21 protein-coding genes and 1 tRNA gene are annotated in these 19088 nt (G+C 73.6%); 15 read left to right on the top strand and 7 right to left on the bottom strand.

What is annotated here, in order from left to right:
- Window positions 1–1662: a glycosyltransferase family 39 protein gene (locus tag ACY3FI_RS12925; RefSeq protein WP_462547961.1), complete on the bottom strand. Its 1662-nt coding sequence runs from the start codon at window positions 1660–1662 to the stop codon at window positions 1–3.
- A gap of 172 nt (window positions 1663–1834) precedes the next feature.
- Here ACY3FI_RS12925 and ACY3FI_RS12920 point away from each other — a divergent pair, with 172 nt between their 5' ends.
- From ACY3FI_RS12920 to ACY3FI_RS12900, 5 genes are read left to right on the top strand one after another with little or no spacing between them, the layout of a single operon-like run.
- Entirely contained in the window at window positions 1835–2245 is a 411-nt protein-coding gene (locus tag ACY3FI_RS12920) for a TOBE domain-containing protein (RefSeq protein ID WP_462547960.1), read from the top strand.
- Window positions 2242–3315, top strand: coding sequence for a ThiF family adenylyltransferase (locus ACY3FI_RS12915; RefSeq protein ID WP_462547959.1), 1074 nt, complete (start codon window positions 2242–2244; stop codon window positions 3313–3315). The genes ACY3FI_RS12920 and ACY3FI_RS12915 overlap by 4 nt, the downstream gene beginning before the upstream one ends.
- Window positions 3312–4109 (top strand): molybdate ABC transporter substrate-binding protein, encoded by a 798-nt coding sequence (gene modA, locus ACY3FI_RS12910; RefSeq protein ID WP_462547958.1) that lies wholly within the window; start codon window positions 3312–3314, stop codon window positions 4107–4109. The genes ACY3FI_RS12915 and modA overlap by 4 nt, the downstream gene beginning before the upstream one ends.
- Window positions 4110–4112: 3 nt before the next feature.
- Complete coding sequence (locus ACY3FI_RS12905; protein ID WP_462547957.1) at window positions 4113–4946, top strand: ABC transporter permease; 834 nt, start codon at window positions 4113–4115, stop codon at window positions 4944–4946.
- Complete coding sequence (locus ACY3FI_RS12900; RefSeq protein ID WP_462547956.1) at window positions 4943–5953, top strand: ABC transporter ATP-binding protein; 1011 nt, start codon at window positions 4943–4945, stop codon at window positions 5951–5953. Before ACY3FI_RS12905 ends, ACY3FI_RS12900 begins: the two co-directional genes overlap by 4 nt.
- Window positions 5954–5966: 13 nt before the next feature.
- Here the strand turns inward: ACY3FI_RS12900 and ACY3FI_RS12895 are convergent, their stop codons facing one another.
- From ACY3FI_RS12895 to ACY3FI_RS12885, 3 genes are read right to left on the bottom strand one after another with little or no spacing between them, the layout of a single operon-like run.
- Window positions 5967–6206 carry a MoaD/ThiS family protein gene (locus ACY3FI_RS12895; protein WP_462547955.1) on the bottom strand — a complete coding sequence of 80 codons (240 nt, stop codon included), beginning with the start codon at window positions 6204–6206 and terminating at the stop codon, window positions 5967–5969.
- Between the two features lie 2 nt (window positions 6207–6208).
- Entirely contained in the window at window positions 6209–7306 is a 1098-nt protein-coding gene (gene moaA / locus ACY3FI_RS12890; RefSeq protein WP_462547954.1) for a GTP 3',8-cyclase MoaA, read from the bottom strand.
- Window positions 7307–7311: 5 nt separating this feature from the next.
- Complete coding sequence (locus ACY3FI_RS12885) at window positions 7312–8754, bottom strand: glycosyltransferase 87 family protein (RefSeq protein ID WP_462547953.1); 1443 nt, start codon at window positions 8752–8754, stop codon at window positions 7312–7314.
- A gap of 21 nt (window positions 8755–8775) precedes the next feature.
- Here ACY3FI_RS12885 and ACY3FI_RS12880 point away from each other — a divergent pair, with 21 nt between their 5' ends.
- The 4 genes from ACY3FI_RS12880 (at window position 8776) to pheA (ending at window position 12142) form a co-directional block, all read left to right on the top strand.
- Complete coding sequence (locus ACY3FI_RS12880) at window positions 8776–10098, top strand: molybdopterin-dependent oxidoreductase (RefSeq protein WP_462547952.1); 1323 nt, start codon at window positions 8776–8778, stop codon at window positions 10096–10098.
- A complete protein-coding gene (locus tag ACY3FI_RS12875) occupies window positions 10095–10529 on the top strand; it encodes a hypothetical protein (RefSeq protein WP_462547951.1) in 435 nt (144 codons plus the stop codon). The genes ACY3FI_RS12880 and ACY3FI_RS12875 overlap by 4 nt, the downstream gene beginning before the upstream one ends.
- A gap of 28 nt (window positions 10530–10557) precedes the next feature.
- The gene (locus ACY3FI_RS12870) at window positions 10558–11103 is read left to right on the top strand and encodes a MarR family winged helix-turn-helix transcriptional regulator (RefSeq protein ID WP_462547950.1); all 546 of its coding nucleotides are present in this window, start codon (window positions 10558–10560) and stop codon (window positions 11101–11103) included.
- Window positions 11104–11188: 85 nt separating this feature from the next.
- Complete coding sequence (pheA, locus tag ACY3FI_RS12865) at window positions 11189–12142, top strand: prephenate dehydratase (protein WP_462547949.1); 954 nt, start codon at window positions 11189–11191, stop codon at window positions 12140–12142.
- A 50-nt stretch (window positions 12143–12192) separates the two neighbouring features.
- Here the strand turns inward: pheA and ACY3FI_RS12860 are convergent, their stop codons facing one another.
- A complete protein-coding gene (locus tag ACY3FI_RS12860) occupies window positions 12193–13275 on the bottom strand; it encodes a diacylglycerol/lipid kinase family protein (RefSeq protein WP_462547948.1) in 1083 nt (360 codons plus the stop codon).
- Between the two features lie 137 nt (window positions 13276–13412).
- Here ACY3FI_RS12860 and serS point away from each other — a divergent pair, with 137 nt between their 5' ends.
- The 4 genes from serS (at window position 13413) to ACY3FI_RS12840 (ending at window position 16270) form a co-directional block, all read left to right on the top strand.
- Window positions 13413–14681, top strand: a complete 1269-nt coding sequence (gene serS / locus ACY3FI_RS12855; protein WP_462547947.1) for a serine--tRNA ligase — start codon at window positions 13413–13415, stop codon at window positions 14679–14681.
- On the top strand, window positions 14678–15589 hold the full coding sequence (locus tag ACY3FI_RS12850) for an HAD family hydrolase (RefSeq protein WP_462547946.1): 912 nt from the start codon (window positions 14678–14680) through the stop codon (window positions 15587–15589). The genes serS and ACY3FI_RS12850 overlap by 4 nt, the downstream gene beginning before the upstream one ends.
- A 62-nt stretch (window positions 15590–15651) precedes the next feature.
- Window positions 15652–15736, top strand: a tRNA-Ser gene (locus ACY3FI_RS12845).
- A 3-nt stretch (window positions 15737–15739) separates the two neighbouring features.
- Window positions 15740–16270 (top strand): GNAT family N-acetyltransferase, encoded by a 531-nt coding sequence (locus ACY3FI_RS12840; protein WP_462547944.1) that lies wholly within the window; start codon window positions 15740–15742, stop codon window positions 16268–16270.
- 134 nt (window positions 16271–16404) lie between these two features.
- Here ACY3FI_RS12840 and ACY3FI_RS12835 read toward each other — a convergent pair whose 3' ends face one another.
- Window positions 16405–17232 carry a helix-turn-helix transcriptional regulator gene (locus ACY3FI_RS12835; RefSeq protein WP_462547943.1) on the bottom strand — a complete coding sequence of 276 codons (828 nt, stop codon included), beginning with the start codon at window positions 17230–17232 and terminating at the stop codon, window positions 16405–16407.
- A 110-nt stretch (window positions 17233–17342) separates the two neighbouring features.
- On the opposite strand from ACY3FI_RS12835, the gene hxlB reads away from it, so the two are divergent.
- Window positions 17343–17915: a 6-phospho-3-hexuloisomerase gene (gene hxlB / locus ACY3FI_RS12830; RefSeq protein WP_462547942.1), complete on the top strand. Its 573-nt coding sequence runs from the start codon at window positions 17343–17345 to the stop codon at window positions 17913–17915.
- A 58-nt stretch (window positions 17916–17973) separates the two neighbouring features.
- Window positions 17974–18612, top strand: a complete 639-nt coding sequence (hxlA, locus tag ACY3FI_RS12825) for a 3-hexulose-6-phosphate synthase (protein ID WP_462547941.1) — start codon at window positions 17974–17976, stop codon at window positions 18610–18612.
- Between the two features lie 79 nt (window positions 18613–18691).
- Here hxlA and ACY3FI_RS12820 read toward each other — a convergent pair whose 3' ends face one another.
- The gene (locus ACY3FI_RS12820; protein WP_462547940.1) at window positions 18692–19087 is read right to left on the bottom strand and encodes a hypothetical protein; all 396 of its coding nucleotides are present in this window, start codon (window positions 19085–19087) and stop codon (window positions 18692–18694) included.
- Between the last annotated feature and the right edge of the window lies 1 nt (window position 19088).

Genomic DNA, 19088 nt, shown 5'->3' with positions numbered 1-19088 from the left:
TCAGCCCTTCACGTACTCCGTGACGACGACCGTGCCGCGCTTCCAGTGCTGTTCGGCGTCGAAGCCGTGTGCGGCGAGGATCTGCGCCGTCTCGGGCTGGATGTTCCGCGCCTTCGGGGTGCCGCCGACGAACCACACCGTGTCGATGTCGTGCAGACGTGCCGGGATGTTCGCCGCGAGGTCGCCGGTCTGGTCCCACAGGACGCCGGACTCCGGGCCGTCCTTGCGGATGCCGAGGTCGGTCATCCCCGTGAACGCAGCGGGGTACGAGATGCGGATGATGTCTGCCGTCGTCCCGGGGTGGCCGTAGACGCTGCCGAACACGACGCCCTCGTCCGCGTCGACCCGGTTCTTGCCGCGCTCCGCGGCGATGAACGCGGCGGCGCTCGCCCACGTCGAGTCCTGCTTCGCCCGCGGCTGCTTCACGAGGACGGCGGCGGGGACCGAGGCGACGAGCACGACGGCGACGGCCGCGGCGAGCAGTGCCTTCGGACGGACCAGGGTCAGCGCGAGCGCGATGAGGAGTGCCACGAAGGGCAGGCTCAGCGAGGCGTACTTCGGCGAGTAGAGGTGCTTGCCCATGGCCGTCGCGAGCACGAGCGTCGCGGTCGGCAGCAGGACGAGGGGCAGCGCGACCCGGACGGCCTGGGCGCGGACGAGCGAGCGGATGCCCGCGGAGCGCCGGTGTGCCGCGGCGAGGACGCCGACCACCCCGACGACGAGCAGGGTCCATGCGAGCGCGGCGTAGGCGTTCGACCCGCCGAACCACGCGGTCGCGAACACCTGGTCGGCGGTGCGCTTCCCGATGCCCGTGATCCACGCCACCTGCTTCGACTGCGAGGCGACCTCGAGCACGACGGGGGAGACGAGCACGGCGGCGGCGCCGGCGGCGACCACCCAGCGGAGCAGGACCCCGCGGGTGACCAGCGCCGGACCGGGCGCGGCGGAGTCGCGGGAGTCGAGCGTCCGGCGGAGTCGGCTCCGGTCGGCCAGGAGCGTCCACACCAGTGCGACGCCGTGCGAGACGACCGCGAGCGAGAGGTACACGTTGAAGGTGACGGCCACGAGGGCGAGCGCACCGTAGGCGATCCACCAACGCAGGGCACGGTCGCTCCGCGAGCGCCGGACGGCGGTGAGCCCGACGAGGGTGAGGCAGACGGCGAACGTCGTGATGGTGGCGTAGGGACGTCCCTCGGTGCCCGCCCACTGCACCCGGGGCAGGGCGATGAAGACGAGTCCGGCGACGATGCCGAGCCGGCGGCCGCCGAGCCGACGACCGAGGGCGACGAGCAGGCCGGCGGCGACGCCGACCGCCAGCGCGCTCGGGAACCGGAGGGTGAACGGGCTGTACCCGACGAGCCAGAACCAGGCGTGCATCAGGGCGTAGTAGAGGCCGTGCACCGCGTCGACGCTGTGCAGTTCGGCCCAGAGCTGGCCCCAGGACCGCTGGGCGCTCGTGACGGTCGCGGCCTCGTCGTACCAGAGCGAGGGCACCCAGGCGAAGGCCGCGGCGACGGCGACGCCGAGCGCACCGACGGTCAGTTCGGGGGTGCGGACGAGGGCCAGGCCGATCGAGCCAGCGACCCCTCGGGAGCGCGAACGGACCGAGGCGAGCCCCGCGTGGGCGGGGATGCCGATGGAGCCGGTCCGAGGTGCAGTCACACCGAGGACGGTAGCGGGACCGGCTGGGCGGTGGCCCGGCGCACGGACAGCCCCCACTGAGAGTTCCGCAGGCCGTCACCCGGGGGACACCCTGCCGCCGACCGGCGGTTGCCGCCGGTGCTGTGCGGGCACGGCCGGTGTCGTGCCGACGCGGCCGGTATCGTGCGGTGGGATGACGAAGTTGCGGATCCGCGACGCCGCGCGGTACCTCGGCGTGAGCGACGACACCGTCCGACGGATGGTCGACGCCGGGACGTTCACGCCGGGCACCGACGCCTCGGGTCGGACGGTGCTCGACGGTGCCGAGCTCGCCGCGCACATCCGTGGTCGCGGGGGCCAGCTCGACGATCCGTCCGGCACTCGCAGCTCGGCCCGGAACCGCTTCGTCGGGATCGTCACCGACCTGGTCGTCGACGGCGTGATGGCGCAGGTCGAGCTGCAGAGCGGGCCGCACCGGGTGGTGTCGCTGATGAGCGCCGAGGCCGTGCGCGACCTCGGGCTCGCGGTCGGGGCGGTCGCGGTGGCCTCGGTGAAGGCGACGATGGTCTCCGTCGAGGTCCCGGCACCGGAGGCGGACGCATGACGACCCCCGACGCCGGATCCCTCGCCGCCCGCCGCCGGCTGACCTCACGCACCGCCGCGCTCGCCGGGGCCGGGGATCGTGCCACGGACGCGCTGTCCCGGGCCTCCGTCCTCGTGGTCGGTGCCGGTGGACTCGGTGCTCCCGTGCTCGCGCTGCTCGCGGGCAGCGGACTCCGACGCATCACGATCGTCGACCACGACACCGTCGACGTCTCGAACCTCGCCCGGCAGACGCTCTTCTCGGCGGCCGACGTCGGGCACGCCAAAGCGGTGTGCGCCGCCGCTCGGGTCCGCGCCGTCGACGCGGTGACCGAGGTCGTCGCCATCCGGGAGCGCTTCCGGTCCGAGCACGTCGCCGGGCACGACGTCGTGGTGGACGCCGCGGACAGCGTCGAGGTCACCCGTGCGGTGTCGGACGCCTGTGCCGACGCGGGCATCCCCTTCGTGTGGGGGACCGTCCTCGGCTACGACGGCCAGGTGTCGGTGTTCCACGACGCCGCCCCGGAGCCCGTCGACTTCCACGACCTGCACCCCGAGGCCCTGCCGGACGAGGGGTCCTGCGCCCTCGACGGCGTGCTGCCCGCCCTCTGCGGCGCAGTCGGCTCGGTGATGGCCGCGCAGGTGACCGCTCTCGTCGCCGGCCTCGGCGAACCCCTGCTCGGGCGGGTGCTCACGGTCGACGCACGCCGGTGGCGCTGGACGGAGAGCCCGGTCCGTCGTGGCCCCGCGTCACGCCGTCCCGCGCCGTCGGTCGACGCGGAACCGGAGCGGATCGCGCCCGGCGAGCTCGCACGGCGGCTCGACGACCCGGGCCGCCGGACCGTCCTCGTGGACGTCCGGACCGACGAGGAACTGGTGACCGGGGTCGTGCCCGGCAGCCGTCGCCCGGGGCCGGAGGACGAGCCCGGCGGTGCGGACGCGACCGACGTCGTCGTGGTCTGTGCGAGCGGCGTGCGGGCGACCGCCTGGGCCCGGCAGCACCCCGGCGCGGTCGTGCTCGACGGCGGCATCATTGCCTGGCGGCGCGAGGGACTGCCGGTCACCGCAGATGCGGCTACGATCGCAGAGTGACGTCGCGTCTGCGGAAGAAGTGCTTGTCCCTGCTCCTCGGGACGGGCGTCGCCGCCCTCGTGCTCACGGGCTGCTCGTCGCAGCCGGACACCACCGGCACGCCGTCGGCATCGAGCACTGCGACCGGCTCGATCACGGTGTTCGCGGCCGCATCGCTCCAGGAGACCTTCACGACGCTCGGTGACCGGTTCGAGGCGGCGCACCCGGGCGCGACCGTGACGTTATCGTTCGCCGGCTCCAGCGACCTCGTCAGCCAGATCCAGAACGGCGCACCGGCGGACGTGTTCGCTTCGGCGGACGAGGCGAACATGGCGAAGCTCGGGTCGAGCGACCTCGACGGCTCGCCCCGGGACTTCGCGACCAACGTCCTCGAGATCGCGGTCGCCCCGGGCAACCCCCGCGGTATCCGCTCGCTGGACGACCTCGCGGAGCCCGGCGTCCAGCTCGTCACGTGCGCGGCGCCCGTGCCGTGCGGAGCCGCGACCGCGAAGGTCGAACAGGCGTCCGGCGTCGACCTCCGACCGGTCAGCGAGGAGCAGTCGGTCACGGACGTCCTCGGCAAGGTGGAGTCCGGACAGGCGGACGCCGGGCTCGTCTACGTGACGGACGTCCGGGGGGCTGCCGGCAAGGTCGACGGCGTGCCCTTCGCCGAGTCCGCGGAGGCCGTAAACACGTACCCGGTCGGGGTGCTCCGGCAGTCGAGGAACCCGGCGCTCGCTCGGTCCTTCGCGGCGTACGTCCGCTCCGACGCGGGGCAGCGGGTGCTCGACGCCGCCGGCTTCGGGAAGCCCTGACCCGTGCCCGGACCACGCGAGGAGCGGCGCGGACCAGGCCGCACCGCCCGGTCCGCCCGCACGGCCGTGCCCTGGTGGCTCCCCGTCCCCGCGGTCCTCGGCGGCCTGTTCGTCGTCGTCCCCGTCCTCGCGATGGTCGGCCGCGTCGACTGGACCTCCTTCGCCGCCCTCGTCAGCTCGCCCGCGTCACTGAGCGCCCTCGGCCTGAGCCTCGGCACCGCCGCCGCCGCGACCGGCACCGCCTTCGTCCTCGGCTACCCCCTCGCGGTGCTGTTCTCGCGGTCCACCTCGCGCTGGGTCGGTGTCGCCCGGGCGCTCGTCCTCCTGCCGCTCGTGCTGCCGCCCGTCGTCGGTGGACTCGCCCTGCTCGCGGCGTACGGCCGGCTCGGCGTGCTCGGGGCGTTCCTCGACGGACACGGTCTCCGCATCGCGTTCACCACCACCGCCGTCGTCGTCGCGCAGACGTTCGTGGCGATGCCGTTCCTGGTCTCGTCGGTCGAGGGCGCCCTCCGGGTCCGCGGCGACCGGTACGAGCGGGTCGCGGCCACGCTCGGCGCGGGCCCGACCCGGACCTTCCTGACCGTCACGACACCGCTGGCCCTGCCCGGCATCGTGTCCGGCCTGGTGCTCTGCTTCGCGCGGGCGCTCGGCGAGTTCGGCGCGACGCTGACCTTCGCGGGCAGTCTGCAGGGCGTCACCCGGACCCTGCCGCTCGAGGTGTACCTGCAGCGCGAGATCGACCCGGACACCGCCGTCGCCCTCGCGCTCGTGCTCGTCGTCGTCGCGCTCGTGGTCATCGGCGCCGCGACCGTCCGGAACCGCGGGGCCGTCACGTGAGCGGCCTCCGCGCGCACGTCGTCGTCCCGGAGCGCGGCGTCGACGTCCGCCTCGAGGTCGCCGCGGGGGAGTGCGTCGCCCTGGTCGGGCCGAACGGCGCGGGCAAGAGCACCGTCGTCGAGGTCCTCGCCGGCCTCCTCCGTCCTCGCGAGAGCGCGGTGGTCCTCGCCGGCCGCGACCTCACGGCCATCCCGCCGCACCGCCGACGGGTCGGCCTGGTCGCGCAGCGCCCCGACCTCTTCCCGCACCGATCCGTCGCCCGGAACGTCGCCTTCGGTCCACGCGCCACCGGTGCGACCGGACGCCAGGCGCGGCACCGGTCCGCCGCGGCCCTCGCCGCCGTCGGGGTGGCCGGTCTGGCACCCCGTGCGCCGGACACCCTGTCCGGCGGCCAGGCCCAGCGGGTCGCCGTCGCCCGGGCACTCGCGGCGGCACCCGAGCTGCTCCTGCTCGACGAGCCCACCTCGGCGCTCGACGTCGACGCCCGCGCCGAGGTCCGCGCTGTCCTGGGCACGCTCCGCGCCGACCGTCCGGTGCTCCTCGTCACGCACGACCCGCTCGAGGCGGTGACCCTCGCGGACCGCGTCGTCGTGCTGGACGGCGGACGGGTCGTCGAGGAGGGCCCCGTCGCCACCGTGCTCGCGCGCCCGACCAGCGCGTTCGCCGCGGCGTTCTCGGGGCTGACACTGGTCCGTGGGACCGCCACCGCGACGGGGATCGCGCTCGACGGCGGGGGTGGGTTCGCGTCGACGACGCGCACCGTGCCTCCCGGTCGGCCCGCGCTGGCGACGTGGCACCCGACGGCGGCACGGCTGACGGCGGACGGCGACGGGCCAGCCCGCACCGTCGACGCGGTGGAGCCGCGCGACGGTCTGGTGCGGATCCGGGCCGGCGAGCTCGTGGCGGACGTCACGGTCGCGGTGGCCGCCGCGCTCGGTCCGGTGCCGGGGGACGTCGTGCACGTCGCCGTCCCGCCGGCCGAGGTGAGCGTGTACCCGGCGCCCTGACGTCGGCCGCGGGTCAGCCGCCGGCGAAGGGCGGCATGACGTCGACGACGCCGACGCCCGCGAGCGGGGTCGAGCGGTCGCGGGTGGTGACGCCGTCGACGAGGTAGGAGCAGCGCTCCTGCAGCGCCGTCCAGCGCTCCGGGTCGGCTGCGTCGACGGCGGCCAGGGCGTCGCCGAGGACGGCGGCGTCCGCGGTGGCCTCGTCCGCACCGACGGCGGCGCGGGCGGCGGCGAAGAAGCGCAGGGTCGGCACGGTCAGCCGCCGATCGCGCTCATGCCGCGGGTGGGGTGCACGAACTCGTCGCCGTCGTCGCCGTGGTCGCGCGGCTTCGCCCACATCGCGCGCTGCCAGAGCGCAGCGACCTGGTCGTCGTCGGCACCGGCGCGCATCGGGCCGAGCACGTCGGTCTCGTCGTCCGAGAACAGGCAGCTGCGGACGTGGCCGTCGGCGGTGAGCCGGGTCCGGGTGCAGTCGGCGCAGAAGGACTCGGTGATGCTCGCGATGATGCCGATCGTGCCGAGGTCGTCGCCTGCGCGGTGGTGCGCGTCGGTGTCGCGTGCCAGGACCCGGAAGCGTTCGGCCGGGGCGCCGTCGCGCGGGGCGTCGTCGGGCACCAGGGCGAACGACTCCGACAGCATCGCGCGGGTCTCGGCCGCTGTGACCATCTCGGTGCGGTCCCACACGTGGTCGGGGTCGAGCGGCATCTGCTCGATGAACCGCAGCTCGTGGCCGCGGTCGAGGCACCAGCGGAGCAGGTCGGGCGCCAGGGCGTCGTTCACGCCGCGGAGCAGCACGGCGTTGACCTTGATCGTCAGGCCGGCGTCGGCGGCGGCGTCGAGCCCGGCGATCACCTTGTCGAGGAACGGCCGGCGGGTGACGGTGGTGAAGACGTCGGGGTCGACGGTGTCGAGCGACACGTTGACCCGGCGGAGTCCGGCGTCACGCAGGGCCCGGGCGCGGTGGGCGAGGCCGATCGCGTTCGTGGTGAGCGACAGTTCGGGGGCGTCCGGCAGTGCCGCGCAGCGGGCGATGACGTCGACGAGGTCGTGCCGCAGCATGGGCTCCCCGCCGGTGAAGCGGACCTTCCGGATGCCGAAGCGCTCGGCGCCGAGCCGCACGAGCCGTTCGATCTCGGCCGCGGTCATCAGGGCGTCGTCCGGCGCGAACGGCAACCCGGCCGCCGGCATGCAGTAGGTGCACCGGAGGTTGCAGCGCTCGGTGAGGGACACGCGGAGGTCGACGGCGCGCCGACCGAACCGGTCGAGCAGGCCGTCGGGGGCGTGCCGGTCGTCCGGAGCGCTCCTGGGCGTCTCGGGGCCGCCGGTCGTGCCGAGCAGGATCGCGGGTGCCATGGGCGTCAGCGTACGGCGTCCGCGCGCTCCGGTGGCAGCGCGGCGGCGATCGGTGGACGGAAGGCCAGGCGTCGTCCCCAGCGGCGCCAGTCCTCGCGGCGGGTGCGGACCAGGGTGACGACCACGATGACGAGGACCGCCGCGGCGAGCCACCACCGGAAGGCGTCGGCCGACGGCCACACCCCGCGGAGGGCGATGGCGAGGCCGATCGACAGCCACTCCCACCGCCCGGAGAGCACCACGAACGGCACGAGGAGCAGGGCGTACCAGGGGTAGCGCGGGGTCACCGCCAGGAAGGTCACGCCGATCATGAGCACCTCGGCCGACCAGGGCCGCGCCGGGTCCGCGAGCCGCCAGGACACGAACGCCGCCAGCAGCACGACCAGTCCGACCACGATCGTCGCCGCGTCACCCGGGACCACGAGCGAGACGAGGGCGAACCGGGAGCCGTCCTCGTACCCCTCCTCGCTGAGGTAGCCCGGCAGGTACCCGAGCACGTCGATGCCGGTGGACAGGACGTACGGCACGTAGAGCAGCCCGAACGCCGCGATGCCGACGAGCACCGCCCACCAGTGTCGCCAGCGGCGGAGCAGCGGCGGGTACACGATCGCCGGGATGAGCTTCGTCGCGGTCGCGGCCCCGAGGGCGATGCCGCCCCACACCGGTCGACCGAACGCCACGAGCACGACGCCGGCGGTCGCGAGCGCGGCGCCGAGCAGGTCGACGTGCGAGTTCGTCACGCCCTCGGACGCGACGAGCGGCGACCAGGCCCAGAGTGCGGCCCACCAGGTCGGACGGCCGACGCGGCGGAGCACCGCGACGAGCCCGAGCGTGACGCCGAGCGAGACGAGCAGGCCCGCGACCTGGAACGGCAGGTACTGCGCGGTCGCCGGCACGAATGCCCGCACCCCGGCGAACCAGAGCTGCGCCATCGGCGGGTAGATCGTCACGACGTCCGGTCGGTTGATCGCGACGCAGTGCCCGTCCGCACCGTCGCCGAGCCCGCGGAAGCGCGGTTCGAGGGGCTTGCAGGTGCCGTCGACCTTGTCCGGGAAGAGCCAGTCCGGACGCAGCGCGGACAGTGCCGTCGACTGCGGCGTGTGCGCGTACGGCGAGACGCCGGCGTGCTGCACGATGCCGTCCCAGGCGTACCGGGCAGAGTCGGTGCTGGTGTCCGGCGGACCGACCAAGGCCGCGAGGCCGACCAGCACGGCGCCGACGACCACGATCCGCGAGGTCCAGCGGGCCGGGACGAACCGGAGCGCGAGCACCGATCCGGCGAAGAGGGTCCAAGCGATGAGGGTCCACGCAACGAATGGGGAACGATGACCGGCTCGGAGGAACCCCAGATGCGTGACGCCCCAGGCGACGACGCCCGCCAGGGCGAGGACGCCGACCACGGCCAGCACGGTCGGCAGGAGTCGGCCCGGACGCAGTCGCTCGCTCATCAAGGGGAGAGGCTACCGATCGTGCGGCGGCTGCTGCTGGACGCGCGGGCGGCCATGGCGTCGCCGAACCGGAACGCCCGCTCGGCGGTGGTGCTCGGCCGCTTGCTCGGCATCGCGTTCCTCGTCTGCTTCGGCACCGGCCTGTACAGCCACTTCCTGCAGGACCCGCTGCCCGGCATGCGGTTCCCGACCCGGCCCGTGCAGCTCTACCAGTTCACGCAGGGGCTGCACATCACCGCGGGCATCGCGATCATCCCGCTGCTGCTCGCCAAGCTGAACGCCGTGATGCCGGCCCTCGCGCAGACCCCGCCGGTGCGCGGCGTCCTGCACCTGCTCGAACGGCTGTCCATCGCGGTGTTCGTCTCGGCAGCCCTCGTGCAGGTGTTCACGGGGCTCGTGAACACGTACCAGTGGTACCCGTGGCCGTTCCCCTTCCGGCAGGTGCACTACGCGCTGTCCTACGTGCTGATCGGCTCGCTCGTGCTGCACATCGGGACCAAGCTGCCGATCATCGTGCGGTACTGGCGGGCGCGGGACTCCTACGACCCAGACGGCCGGTTCGTCGCGGACGCCTCGGTGGGCAGCGAGCTACTGCCCGACGACCAGGAGGCGCGTGGCGGCTCCGTCGGCGGCCTCACCGGCCGCCTGCACCGGTGGATCGACGGCGCTCCCGCCGGACCGCAGGCCGGTCCCGACGACGCTGGGCGCGCCTCCAGAGCGGAGCAGCCCAGCACCGGACGGCGCGAGCGGATCGCACGACGCGGGTTCTTCGCCGGTGTCGCGGCGGCGACCGTCGGCGTCGTCGCGCTGACCGCCGGCCAGTCGAACCGCCTCGCCGAGCCGCTCAACGTGTTCGGGGCCCGGCAGCGCGGACGCGGGCCGAACGACCTGCCGGTGAACCGGACCGCGCGGGCGGCCGGCGTCCTGGCGACCGCGACCGCAGCGGACTGGACGTTGACCGTGTCCAGCCACGTCGTGATGCGGACCTTCGCGCGGGCCGAGCTCGTGGCGCTCGGCGGCGCGACCGTGGACCTGCCGATCTCGTGCGTCGAGGGCTGGAGCCAGATGGGCACCTGGAAGGGCGTCCCGCTGCGCGACCTGCTCGACGCCGTGCAGGCGCCGCGCGGCTCGCACGTGCGGGTCACGAGCCTCGAACGACACGGCGGGTACCGCGTGATGGACATGGGGCCGGAGTTCGCCGACGACCCGACGACCCTGGTCGCGCTCGAGCTGAACGGCGCGACGCTCGACCTCGACCACGGCTTCCCGGCACGGATCATCGCGCCCGGACGACCCGGGGTCCTGCAGACGAAGTGGATCGAGAAGATCGAGGTGATCGCATGAGGGCCGCGCGCATCGTCCTCGTCGTCGTGGGCGTGCTCGTCCTGGCGTTCGGGGCGTCCACGCTCGTGACGACCGTCCGACCGGACCGCATCTGGGGCCTGGTGACCTGGCTGATCGCCGCCGTCGTGCTGCACGACGCGATCCTGTCCCCGTTCGTCGTCGCGGTCGGCGTGCTGCTCCGCCGGACCGGTCGGGCGGTGCGGGCCTGGGCGCTCGTCGTGGTGCAGACGGCCGTGGTCCTCGGCACGGTGCTCGCCGTCGTGGTGGTGCCGGAGATCGCGGCGAAGGCGCACGGGCAGAAGAACCAGACGGTCCTGCCGTTCGACTACGGCGCCCGACTGCTCGTCGTCGAGGGCGTGCTGCTCGTGGTGGTGGTCGCCGTCCTGCTGGTCGGGAGTCGTCGCCGGCGGGTCGCAGCGACCACTGGTTGAACCGACAACCTTTCGCTAGGATGAGGGCATGACCGACGAGACCCCGTGGCTGACGCGCGAGCAGCTGCGTGCGTGGATGAAGCTCGTCGCCGTCATGGAGCTCCTGCCCGCGGCGCTCGACCAGCAGCTCCAGCGGGACGCTGACCTGACGCACTTCGACTACATGGTCATCGCGATGCTCTCCGAGACCGACACCCGCACGCTCCGGATGTCCGCGCTCGCCTCGGCCACGAACGCCTCGCTCCCGCGGCTGTCGCACGTGGTGTCCCGGCTCGAGAAGCGGGGGCTCGTCACCCGCTGCCCGTCGTCGGAGGACCGCCGCGCCACCGACGTCCGCCTCACCGACGCCGGGTACGCCACCATCGTCGACGCAGCCCCCGACCACGTCCGGACCGCCCGCCGCATGGTCATCGACGCGCTCACGGACGAGCAGGTCGCGCAGCTCGACGGCATCTCCGCGGCGCTCCTCAGCAGGCTCGACCCGGAGGGCCGCTTCGCAGCGCTGACCTACCCGCGCGCGGAGGACGACCCCGCGATCTGCGAGGCCCGGCTCACCGGCACCGCGACCGACTGACCGCGCCGGTCGGCCGTCGTGGTCAGCGCCGGCCAGCGCGTCACACGCGACGGTCGTGCGGGGCCGTTGCAATAGGCTCGCCCCCATGACCGAGCCCGCCGAACCGTCCGACACGTACTCGTACCTCGGACCGGCCGGCACGTTCACCGAGGCGGCGCTCAAGCTCGTCGACGCCGCCGCCGGCAAGCCCTGGCGCAGCGTCAACAACGTCGGCGAGGCCCTCGACGACGTCGTCACCGGCCGCAGTGTCGGTGCCGTGATCGCGATCGAGAACAGCGTCGACGGCGGCGTCAGCGCCACGCAGGACGCCCTCGCCCGGATCCCCGGCGTGCGGATCGTGGGGGAGTACCTCGTCCCCGTCGACTTCGTGCTCGTCGCCCGGCACGGCACCACCCTCGCGGACGTCCGCACCGTGAACGCGCACCCCGTGGCGTACGCGCAGACCCGCGGGTGGCTCGAGGCGAACGTCCGCGGACACGGGCACATCCCGGCCTCGTCCAACGTGGCCGCCGCGACCGCGCTGCTCGACGAGCACCCGGTCGCCGACGCCGCCGTGGCCCCGCCCGGGATCACCGACCACCACGACCTCGCCGTGCTCGCCTCGTCCATCGGGGACAACGCCTCGGCGGTCACCCGGTTCGTGTTGGTGTCCCGCACGCTGTCGATCCCGGCACGGACCGGTGCGGACAAGACGAGCGTCATCGTGGAACTGCCGAGCGAGCACCCCGGCGCCCTCGTGGACATGCTCGAGCAGTTCGCGACGCGGGGCATCAACATGGGGCTGCTGACCTCGCGGCCGATCGGCGACGAACTCGGCCGCTACCGCTTCGTCATCGACCTCGACGGGCACGTGCAGGACGAGCGCGTGGCCGACGCCCTGCTCGGCCTGCGCCGGTTCAGCCCGCGCGTGACGTTCCTCGGCTCGTACCCGCGGGCCGACGGGTACCGGCCGGACGTCCCGGCGCGGTACTCGGACGAGGCGTTCGTCGAGGCGCGGGACTGGCTCCGGGCGATCGTCGTGGGCGAGCCCGGAGCCTGACCGACCGTCCGACGGCATGCCGCGGCCGAGCTGCCGGCGCCCGACCCGCGTCAGCTGTGTGCGTGCTCGACCCGGCGGGTGTTGCGCGTCTGGTCCTGCGGTCCGGCCACCCGCACGCGCAGGCCACCGGCGTCGATCCTCGCCTTGAACGCGACGACCTCGCCGACCGGGTCGCCGTCGATCTCGAACTCGTCCGGCCGCTCCAGCCGCGCCACGAACTCCTCGCCGCGGATGTAGCGCAGCGGGCGTTCCTCGCGGGCGGCGGTGGAGATGCGCCGGCCGACCTCCGTCTGCCCGATCTTCGACCGTCGGAACGACCGGAGGATCGCGTTCTCCCAGAACACCCGGGCAGCGATCCGGACCCAGCCGAAGAAGCCGCGCGGGCGCATCACGACGATGTCGAACACGCCGTCGTCGATCTCGGCATCCGGCAGCAGGGTCGCGCCGGCCTGCAGCATGCCGCAGTTGCCGACGATCAGGGAGTGCGCGCGCACCGACTGGTTGCCGTCGCCGTCGAGCCGGTACCGGAACTCGAACGCATCGGCGTCGCGGACCGAACGGAACAGGGAGTCGACGTAGGCGAGCCAGCCGACCTTCTTCTTCAGGTCGTCGTTCGTGTTCACGAGCATGCGGGCATCGAGGCCGAGCCCGGCCATCACCACGAACCCGTGTCGCTCACGGGCGCCGCCCGGACGTTCGATCTCGAGCTCGCCGAAGTCGATCGCGCGGTCCTCGCCACGGAAGACGGTGTGGACACTGGCACCGAGGTCGTCGATGGGCGCGGGGATGTTCCGCGCGAGGAGGTTGCCCGTCCCACTCGGCAGCAGCGCGAGGACGGCGTCCGACCCGTGCACGACCTCGGCCACGGCGCGCACCGTGCCGTCACCGCCGGCCGCCGCGACGACGTCGGCGCCGGCCTCGATGGCGGCCTTCGCCATGCCGCCGCCCGGGTCCTCCTCCGTGGTCTCGAACCACAGGGTCTCGGCCCAGCCGGCTTCCTGCTCGTGCTTCGCCACCGTCTCCTTGAGGGTGGGCAGGTGCACCTTGACCGGGTTGTAGACGACCGCGGCCGTCCTCTGCTCGGTCTGGAGGGCGTCCTGGTCCGCGGGCGCGGTCTCCGATGGGGTCGACATGCCACCACGGTACCGACGCACGCCTCGGAGGGACCGGACGTGACCGACGATGAGCCGGGAGGCGCGTGGCGGCGCCGCCCCGCGCCTCCCGTCCGCCCCGGAACGGGGCCGCAACCGGTCCTGGCTAGGATGGCCCGGTGATCGACCCCCAGCTCCTGCGCGACAACCCGGACGTCATCAAGGCCTCGCAGGAGGCGCGTGGCGCCTCCGTCGCCGTCGTCGACGAGGCCGCCGCCGCGGACGCGGCGCGCCGTGCCGCGATCACCGCGTTCGAGTCGCTCCGCGCCGAGCAGAACGCCTTCGGCAAGACGGTCGCGAAGGCGCCGAAGGACGAGAAGCCGGCGCTCGTGCAGCAGGCGCAGGCGCTTGCCGCGAAGGTGAAGGACGCCCAGGCCGAGGTCACGGCGGCGGAGGAGGCGTTCGACCGCACCGCCCGCGCGATCCCGAACGTGGTGCTGCCGGACGTGCCGAAGGGCGGCGAGGACGACTTCGTCACGCTGCGCACCGTCGGCACCAAGCCCACGTTCGACTTCGAGCCGAAGGACCACGCCGACCTCGGCGAGCACCTCGGCATCATCGACATCCCGCGCGGCGTCAAGGTGTCCGGATCGCGCTTCTACTTCCTCCGTGGCCTCGGCGCCCGGCTCGAGATCGCGCTCATGAACCTCGGCCTCGACCGCGCGGTCGAGAACGGGTTCGAGCCGCTCATCACCCCGACCCTCGTCCGCCCCGAGACGATGGCCGGCACCGGCTTCCTCGGCGAGCACGCGGCGGAGGTCTACCGGCTCGAGGCCGACGACCTGTACCTGACCGGCACGAGCGAGGTCGCGCTCGCCGGGTTCCACGCCGACGAGATCCTCGCGCTGCCCGAGTCGGGTCAGGGCCTCCGCTACGCCGGCTGGTCGACCTGCTACCGGCGTGAGGCCGGCTCGGCGGGCAAGGACAACCGCGGCATCCTCCGCGTGCACCAGTTCAACAAGCTCGAGATGTTCTCGTACGTCCTGCCCGAGCACGCCGAGACCGAGCACCAGCGGCTCGTGGCGATGCAGGAGTCGATGATGCAGGACCTCGGCCTGCACTACCGCGTGATCGACGTCGCCGGCGGCGACCTCGGCACGAGCGCGGCGCGCAAGTACGACATCGAGGCATGGGTCCCGACGCAGGGCACCTTCCGCGAGCTGACCTCGACGTCGAACTGCACGACGTTCCAGGCGCGTCGCCTCGACATCCGGTACCGGACCGAGAGCGGCAAGACGGCGCCGGTCGCCACGCTCAACGGCACGCTCGCGACCACCCGCTGGATCGTCGCGATCCTCGAGACGCACCAGCAGGCGGACGGCTCGGTCGTCGTCCCCGAGGTGCTGCGCCCCTACCTCGGCGGCGTCGAGGTGATCGAGCCCCGATGAGCACCTCCGGGCGGTTCGTCGACGGGTCGGCGCAGGGCGGTGGCCCCGCAGCCGGCGCGACCGGCGCCGCGGGTGCCGGTGACGGCGCTGCGGCTGCCGCGCCTGCTCGCACCAAGCGCTGGCTCGTCGCCCTCGACGTCGACGGCACCACCATGCGTGAGGACGGCGTCATCACCGACACCGTGATCGCCGCCGTGCAGGAGGCCGAGGCCGCCGGCCACGAGGTCATGCTCTCCACCGGACGCAGCGAGGGCATGACGATCCCGCTGCTCGAACGCCTCGGCATCCGGTCGAAGTACGTCGTCTGCGCGAACGGCGCCCTCACCCTCGCCCGCCGCGGCGACGGCAGCTACGAGCGTGTGCACGTCGAGCGGTTCGACCCGTCCGAGGTGCTGCAGACCATCCACGGCGCCCTCGAGAACGCCGCGTTCGGCGTCGAGGACGAGACCGGACACTTCCTGCTGTCCGGGAACTTCCCCGACGACACCATGACCGTCGCCGGCGAGCACGTGCCCTTCGAGCAGCTGCTCGGCATCGAGGCCACCCGCGTCGTCGTGATCTCGCCCGGGCACGACACCGAGGACTTCCTGCAGGTCGTCGAGCAGATGGGCCTGCACAAGGTCTCCTACTCGGTCGGCTGGACGTCGTGGCTCGACATCGCTCCCGAGGGCGTGACGAAGGCCACCGCGATGGAGCGGGTCCGCGAGTGGCTCGACATCCCGCGCTCCCGGGTGTTCGCCGCCGGCGACGGCCGGAACGACATCGACATGCTCCGCTGGGCGTCCACCTCCGGCCGCGGCGTCGTGATGGGGCAGGCGCCCGAGGACGTCGTGGACGCCGGGAACGAGCTGATCGGCGGCGTCACCGACGACGGGCTCGCGGCAGCGCTGGACTCGCTGCCGCGCTAGGGAACGAGGGGCCGGTACACTCGTCGGGACGCGACCACGTCTCGCCACGTGGTCGCGTCGCTGGAGGGTTGTCCGAGCGGCCGATGGAGCCTGTCTTGAAAACAGGTGGGCAGTGATGTCTCGTGGGTTCGAATCCCACACCCTCCGCACATGAGCACCGAGACGCGTCTCCGCCGAGTCGAGCTGTCCGACGCCGCCGAGCTGGCCGCGATCGTCACCGCGAGCGCCGACCACCTGCGCCCGTTCGAGCCGACCCGCCCCGACGCCTACTTCACCGAGGCCGGGCAGCGGGCCACGATCGGCGGACTGCTCGCGGCGGCACAGTCCGGCGGCTCGGTGCCGTTCGTGATCGTCGGCGCGGACGACGAGCTGCTCGGCCGGATCACGCTGAGCGGCGTCACCCGCGGGGCGCTGCAGTCCTGCGCGCTCGGCTACTGGGTCCGGGCGGACCGGACGCGGCAGGGGCACGCGACGCGGGCGGTCGGCCTCGCGGTGCAGCATGCGTTCGCGGAGCTCGGACTGCACCGGGTGCAGGCCGAGACGCTGCCGGAGAACGCCGCGTCGCAGCGGGCGCTCGAGCGCAACGGCTTCACGCGGTACGGGCTCGCCCCGGAGTACATCCGGATCGCCGGTCGGTGGCGCGACCACGTCATGTTCCAGGTGCTCGCGCCGGACGCCTGAGGCGGGTGGTCAGCGGCGGGTCCAGGCGACCTCACGCGCTGAGCGACACCTCACGCGGTCGCGTCGCCGTGAGATGTCGCTGAGCCCGTGAACTCGCGAGCGGACGGACCGGACCGGACCGCACCGTCCGCCGTTCACCCCCGGGCGCTGAACGCCGCCAGCTCCGCCCGCGTCCGCGCGCCGTGCTTCCGGAGCAGGTTCGCCACGTGGTACTTCACCGTGTTCGGACTGATCCCGAGCGAGTCGGCGATTTCGCGGTTCCCGACGCCGGTGACGACGAGCCGCAGCACCTCGCGCTCCCGGTCGGTCAGGCCCTGGTCCTCGGGGACGTCGACCGCCCCGGGCGCGGGGTCGAGCGGCAGGGAGATGTCGAGCGTGGAACCCCAGCCAGGCGTGGAGTCGACGTGCATGGTGCCGTCGAGGGCGACGACGCGCTCACCGATCGGGCGGACGGCGTCGTCGTGCACGTCGAGCGTGCCGGCACCGTCGTCGCGGAGCTGCATGAGCAGGTTCCGGCCGTCGCAGTCCCACTGGATGCGGACCCGACGGGCGACGCCGTCGTCGACGAGGGCGAGCACCGCGGTCCGGACGATGGCGCGGGCGCTGTGTGCGACGTCCCCGGGCAGCGCGCGGCCGGTCGTCGGCGGTTCGACGAACTGCACGTCGAGGTCGCCGAACCGCACGAGCGGGCGGAGGTCGGCCCGGAGTCGGGAGAACGCTCCGGTGACGGGTTCGAGCAGGGTGGTGCGCTGCCGGTCGGTCACGGTGCGGAGTTCGACGAGTGCGGCGGAGGCGATCTCGACGGCCTCGGTGCGTGCGGCGGCGTCGGAGAGCCGGGGGGAGCGGAGGACGGCGAGCACGGACTCCAACGTCAGCGCGTGCCGGTCGGCCTGCTCGGCGACGGTCCGGGCGTGCTCGGCGGCCGCCGTCCTGCTGGCTGCAGCGTCGGTGTCGGTTCCCACGACGCCGAACGTACCCGTCCCACCCGGACGGACGGCCCCACCCGATCGGGTGGGGGTACCGCCTGCCCGGGCAGCGGCGGACCCAGGCGGACGCGAGCAGCATCGTTGCCATGGCCAACACCACCGTCGCCGAGGCGCTCGACCTGATCGGCTCGGAGCTGCAGGACCTGATCGCCACCGTCCGCGACGCCGATCAGGCCCCCTTCGAGCGTGCCCTCGACCTGCTCGGCGACGCCGAGCGGGTCTTCGTGCACGGCGCCGGACGCTCGGGCCTCGCGCTCCGGATGACCGCGATGCGCCTCATGCACCTCGGGCTCGACGTGCAGGTCGTCGGCGAGGTCACGACCCCGGCGATCCGGCAGGGCGACGTCCTGCTCGTCGCGAGCGGCTCAGGCACGACCGGCGGGATCGTCCAGGCCGCGCGGACCGCGACCGACGTCGGTGCGCAGGTGCTCGCCGTGTCGACGACCGACGACTCGCCGCTCGCCGAGGTGGCCGCGGTCACGCTCGTGCTCCCGGCCGCCACGAAGACCGACCGCTCGGGTGCCGCCTCGGCGCAGTACGCCGGGAGCCTCTTCGAGCAGGGCGTCGCGCTGCTCGGCGACGCGCTGTTCCACGCGCTCTGGCAGCGCAGCGGACACTCCGCCGATGACCTGTGGCCCCGCCACGCCAACCTCGAGTGACGCAGCGCGCGAGCCGCGCCCGCCATGCCCCACGACCCACCACCGGAAGGACACCACCATGCAGCTCCAGTTCGCCATGGACACCCTGACCACCGAGGACGCCCTCGACCTCGCCGGCAAGGCCGCGCCGTACGTCGACGTCATCGAGCTCGGCACCCCGCTCATCAAGAGCGCCGGCCTCTCCGCCATCACCGCGATCAAGGAGGCACACCCGGACAAGGTCGTGTTCGCCGACCTCAAGACGATGGACGCCGGTGAGCTCGAGGCCGACATCGCGTTCTGGGCCGGTGCCGACCTGGTCACCGTGCTCGGTGTCGCGGGCGACTCCACGATCGCCGGTGCCGTCAAGGCCGCGAAGGCGCACGGCAAGGGCATCGTCGTCGACCTGATCGGGGTCGAGGACAAGGCTGCCCGCGCCAAGGAGGTCGTCGCGCTCGGCGCCGAGTTCGTCGAGATGCACGCTGGCCTCGACGAGCAGGCCGAGGAGGGCTTCACCTTCGAGACCCTCCTGCGCGACGGCGAGGCCTCGGGCGTGCCGTTCTCGGTCGCCGGTGGCATCAAGCCCGACACCATCGCCTCCGTACAGGCCTCGGGCGCCCGCATTGCGGTCGCCGGCAGCGCGATCTACAGCGCCGACGACGTGGCAGCGGCAGCCGCCGAGCTGCGCGCCGCGATCACGGCCGACGACGCGGCCTGACGCGACCCAGCAACAGACGGGAGGCGCGGTGCCGGCTGGCACCGCGCCTCCCGTCTGTCTGTGGGGTCGTCCACCGCCCTCAGGGCTGGTACGGCCGCTGCGGCCACGGGACCACGAGGTCGCCGCCCGTCAGCAGGAGCGACAGCACCAGCCCCACCAGGGAGTCGACCACGAACGCGAAGCCGGCGAACCGCGCCGCGGACCGTGGATCCCGCCGGGCCCACTGCGCCGCGACGACGAGCACCGCGAGCCCGATCAGGTGCCCCGCCACGAGTCCGCCGAACGCCATGCCGGTGTTCGGGTTCGCGCCGGAGTGGTCGGGGCGCGCGCCGCGGGTGGCCTCCTCGGTCATGAGGTACAGGAAGAGCCAGGTGGCGGTCCCACCCAGCACACCGAGTGCGGAGATCACCCAGTACACGGCAGCACGGCCTGCCGACGTCCAGCCCGTCTCGTCCCCTGCGACAGCCCCCGTCATT

Source organism: Curtobacterium sp. RM9 (assembly GCF_054956955.1).
The sequence above is the reverse complement of the archived record's forward strand: the minus strand, read 5'-3'. Positions and strand labels throughout refer to the sequence as shown.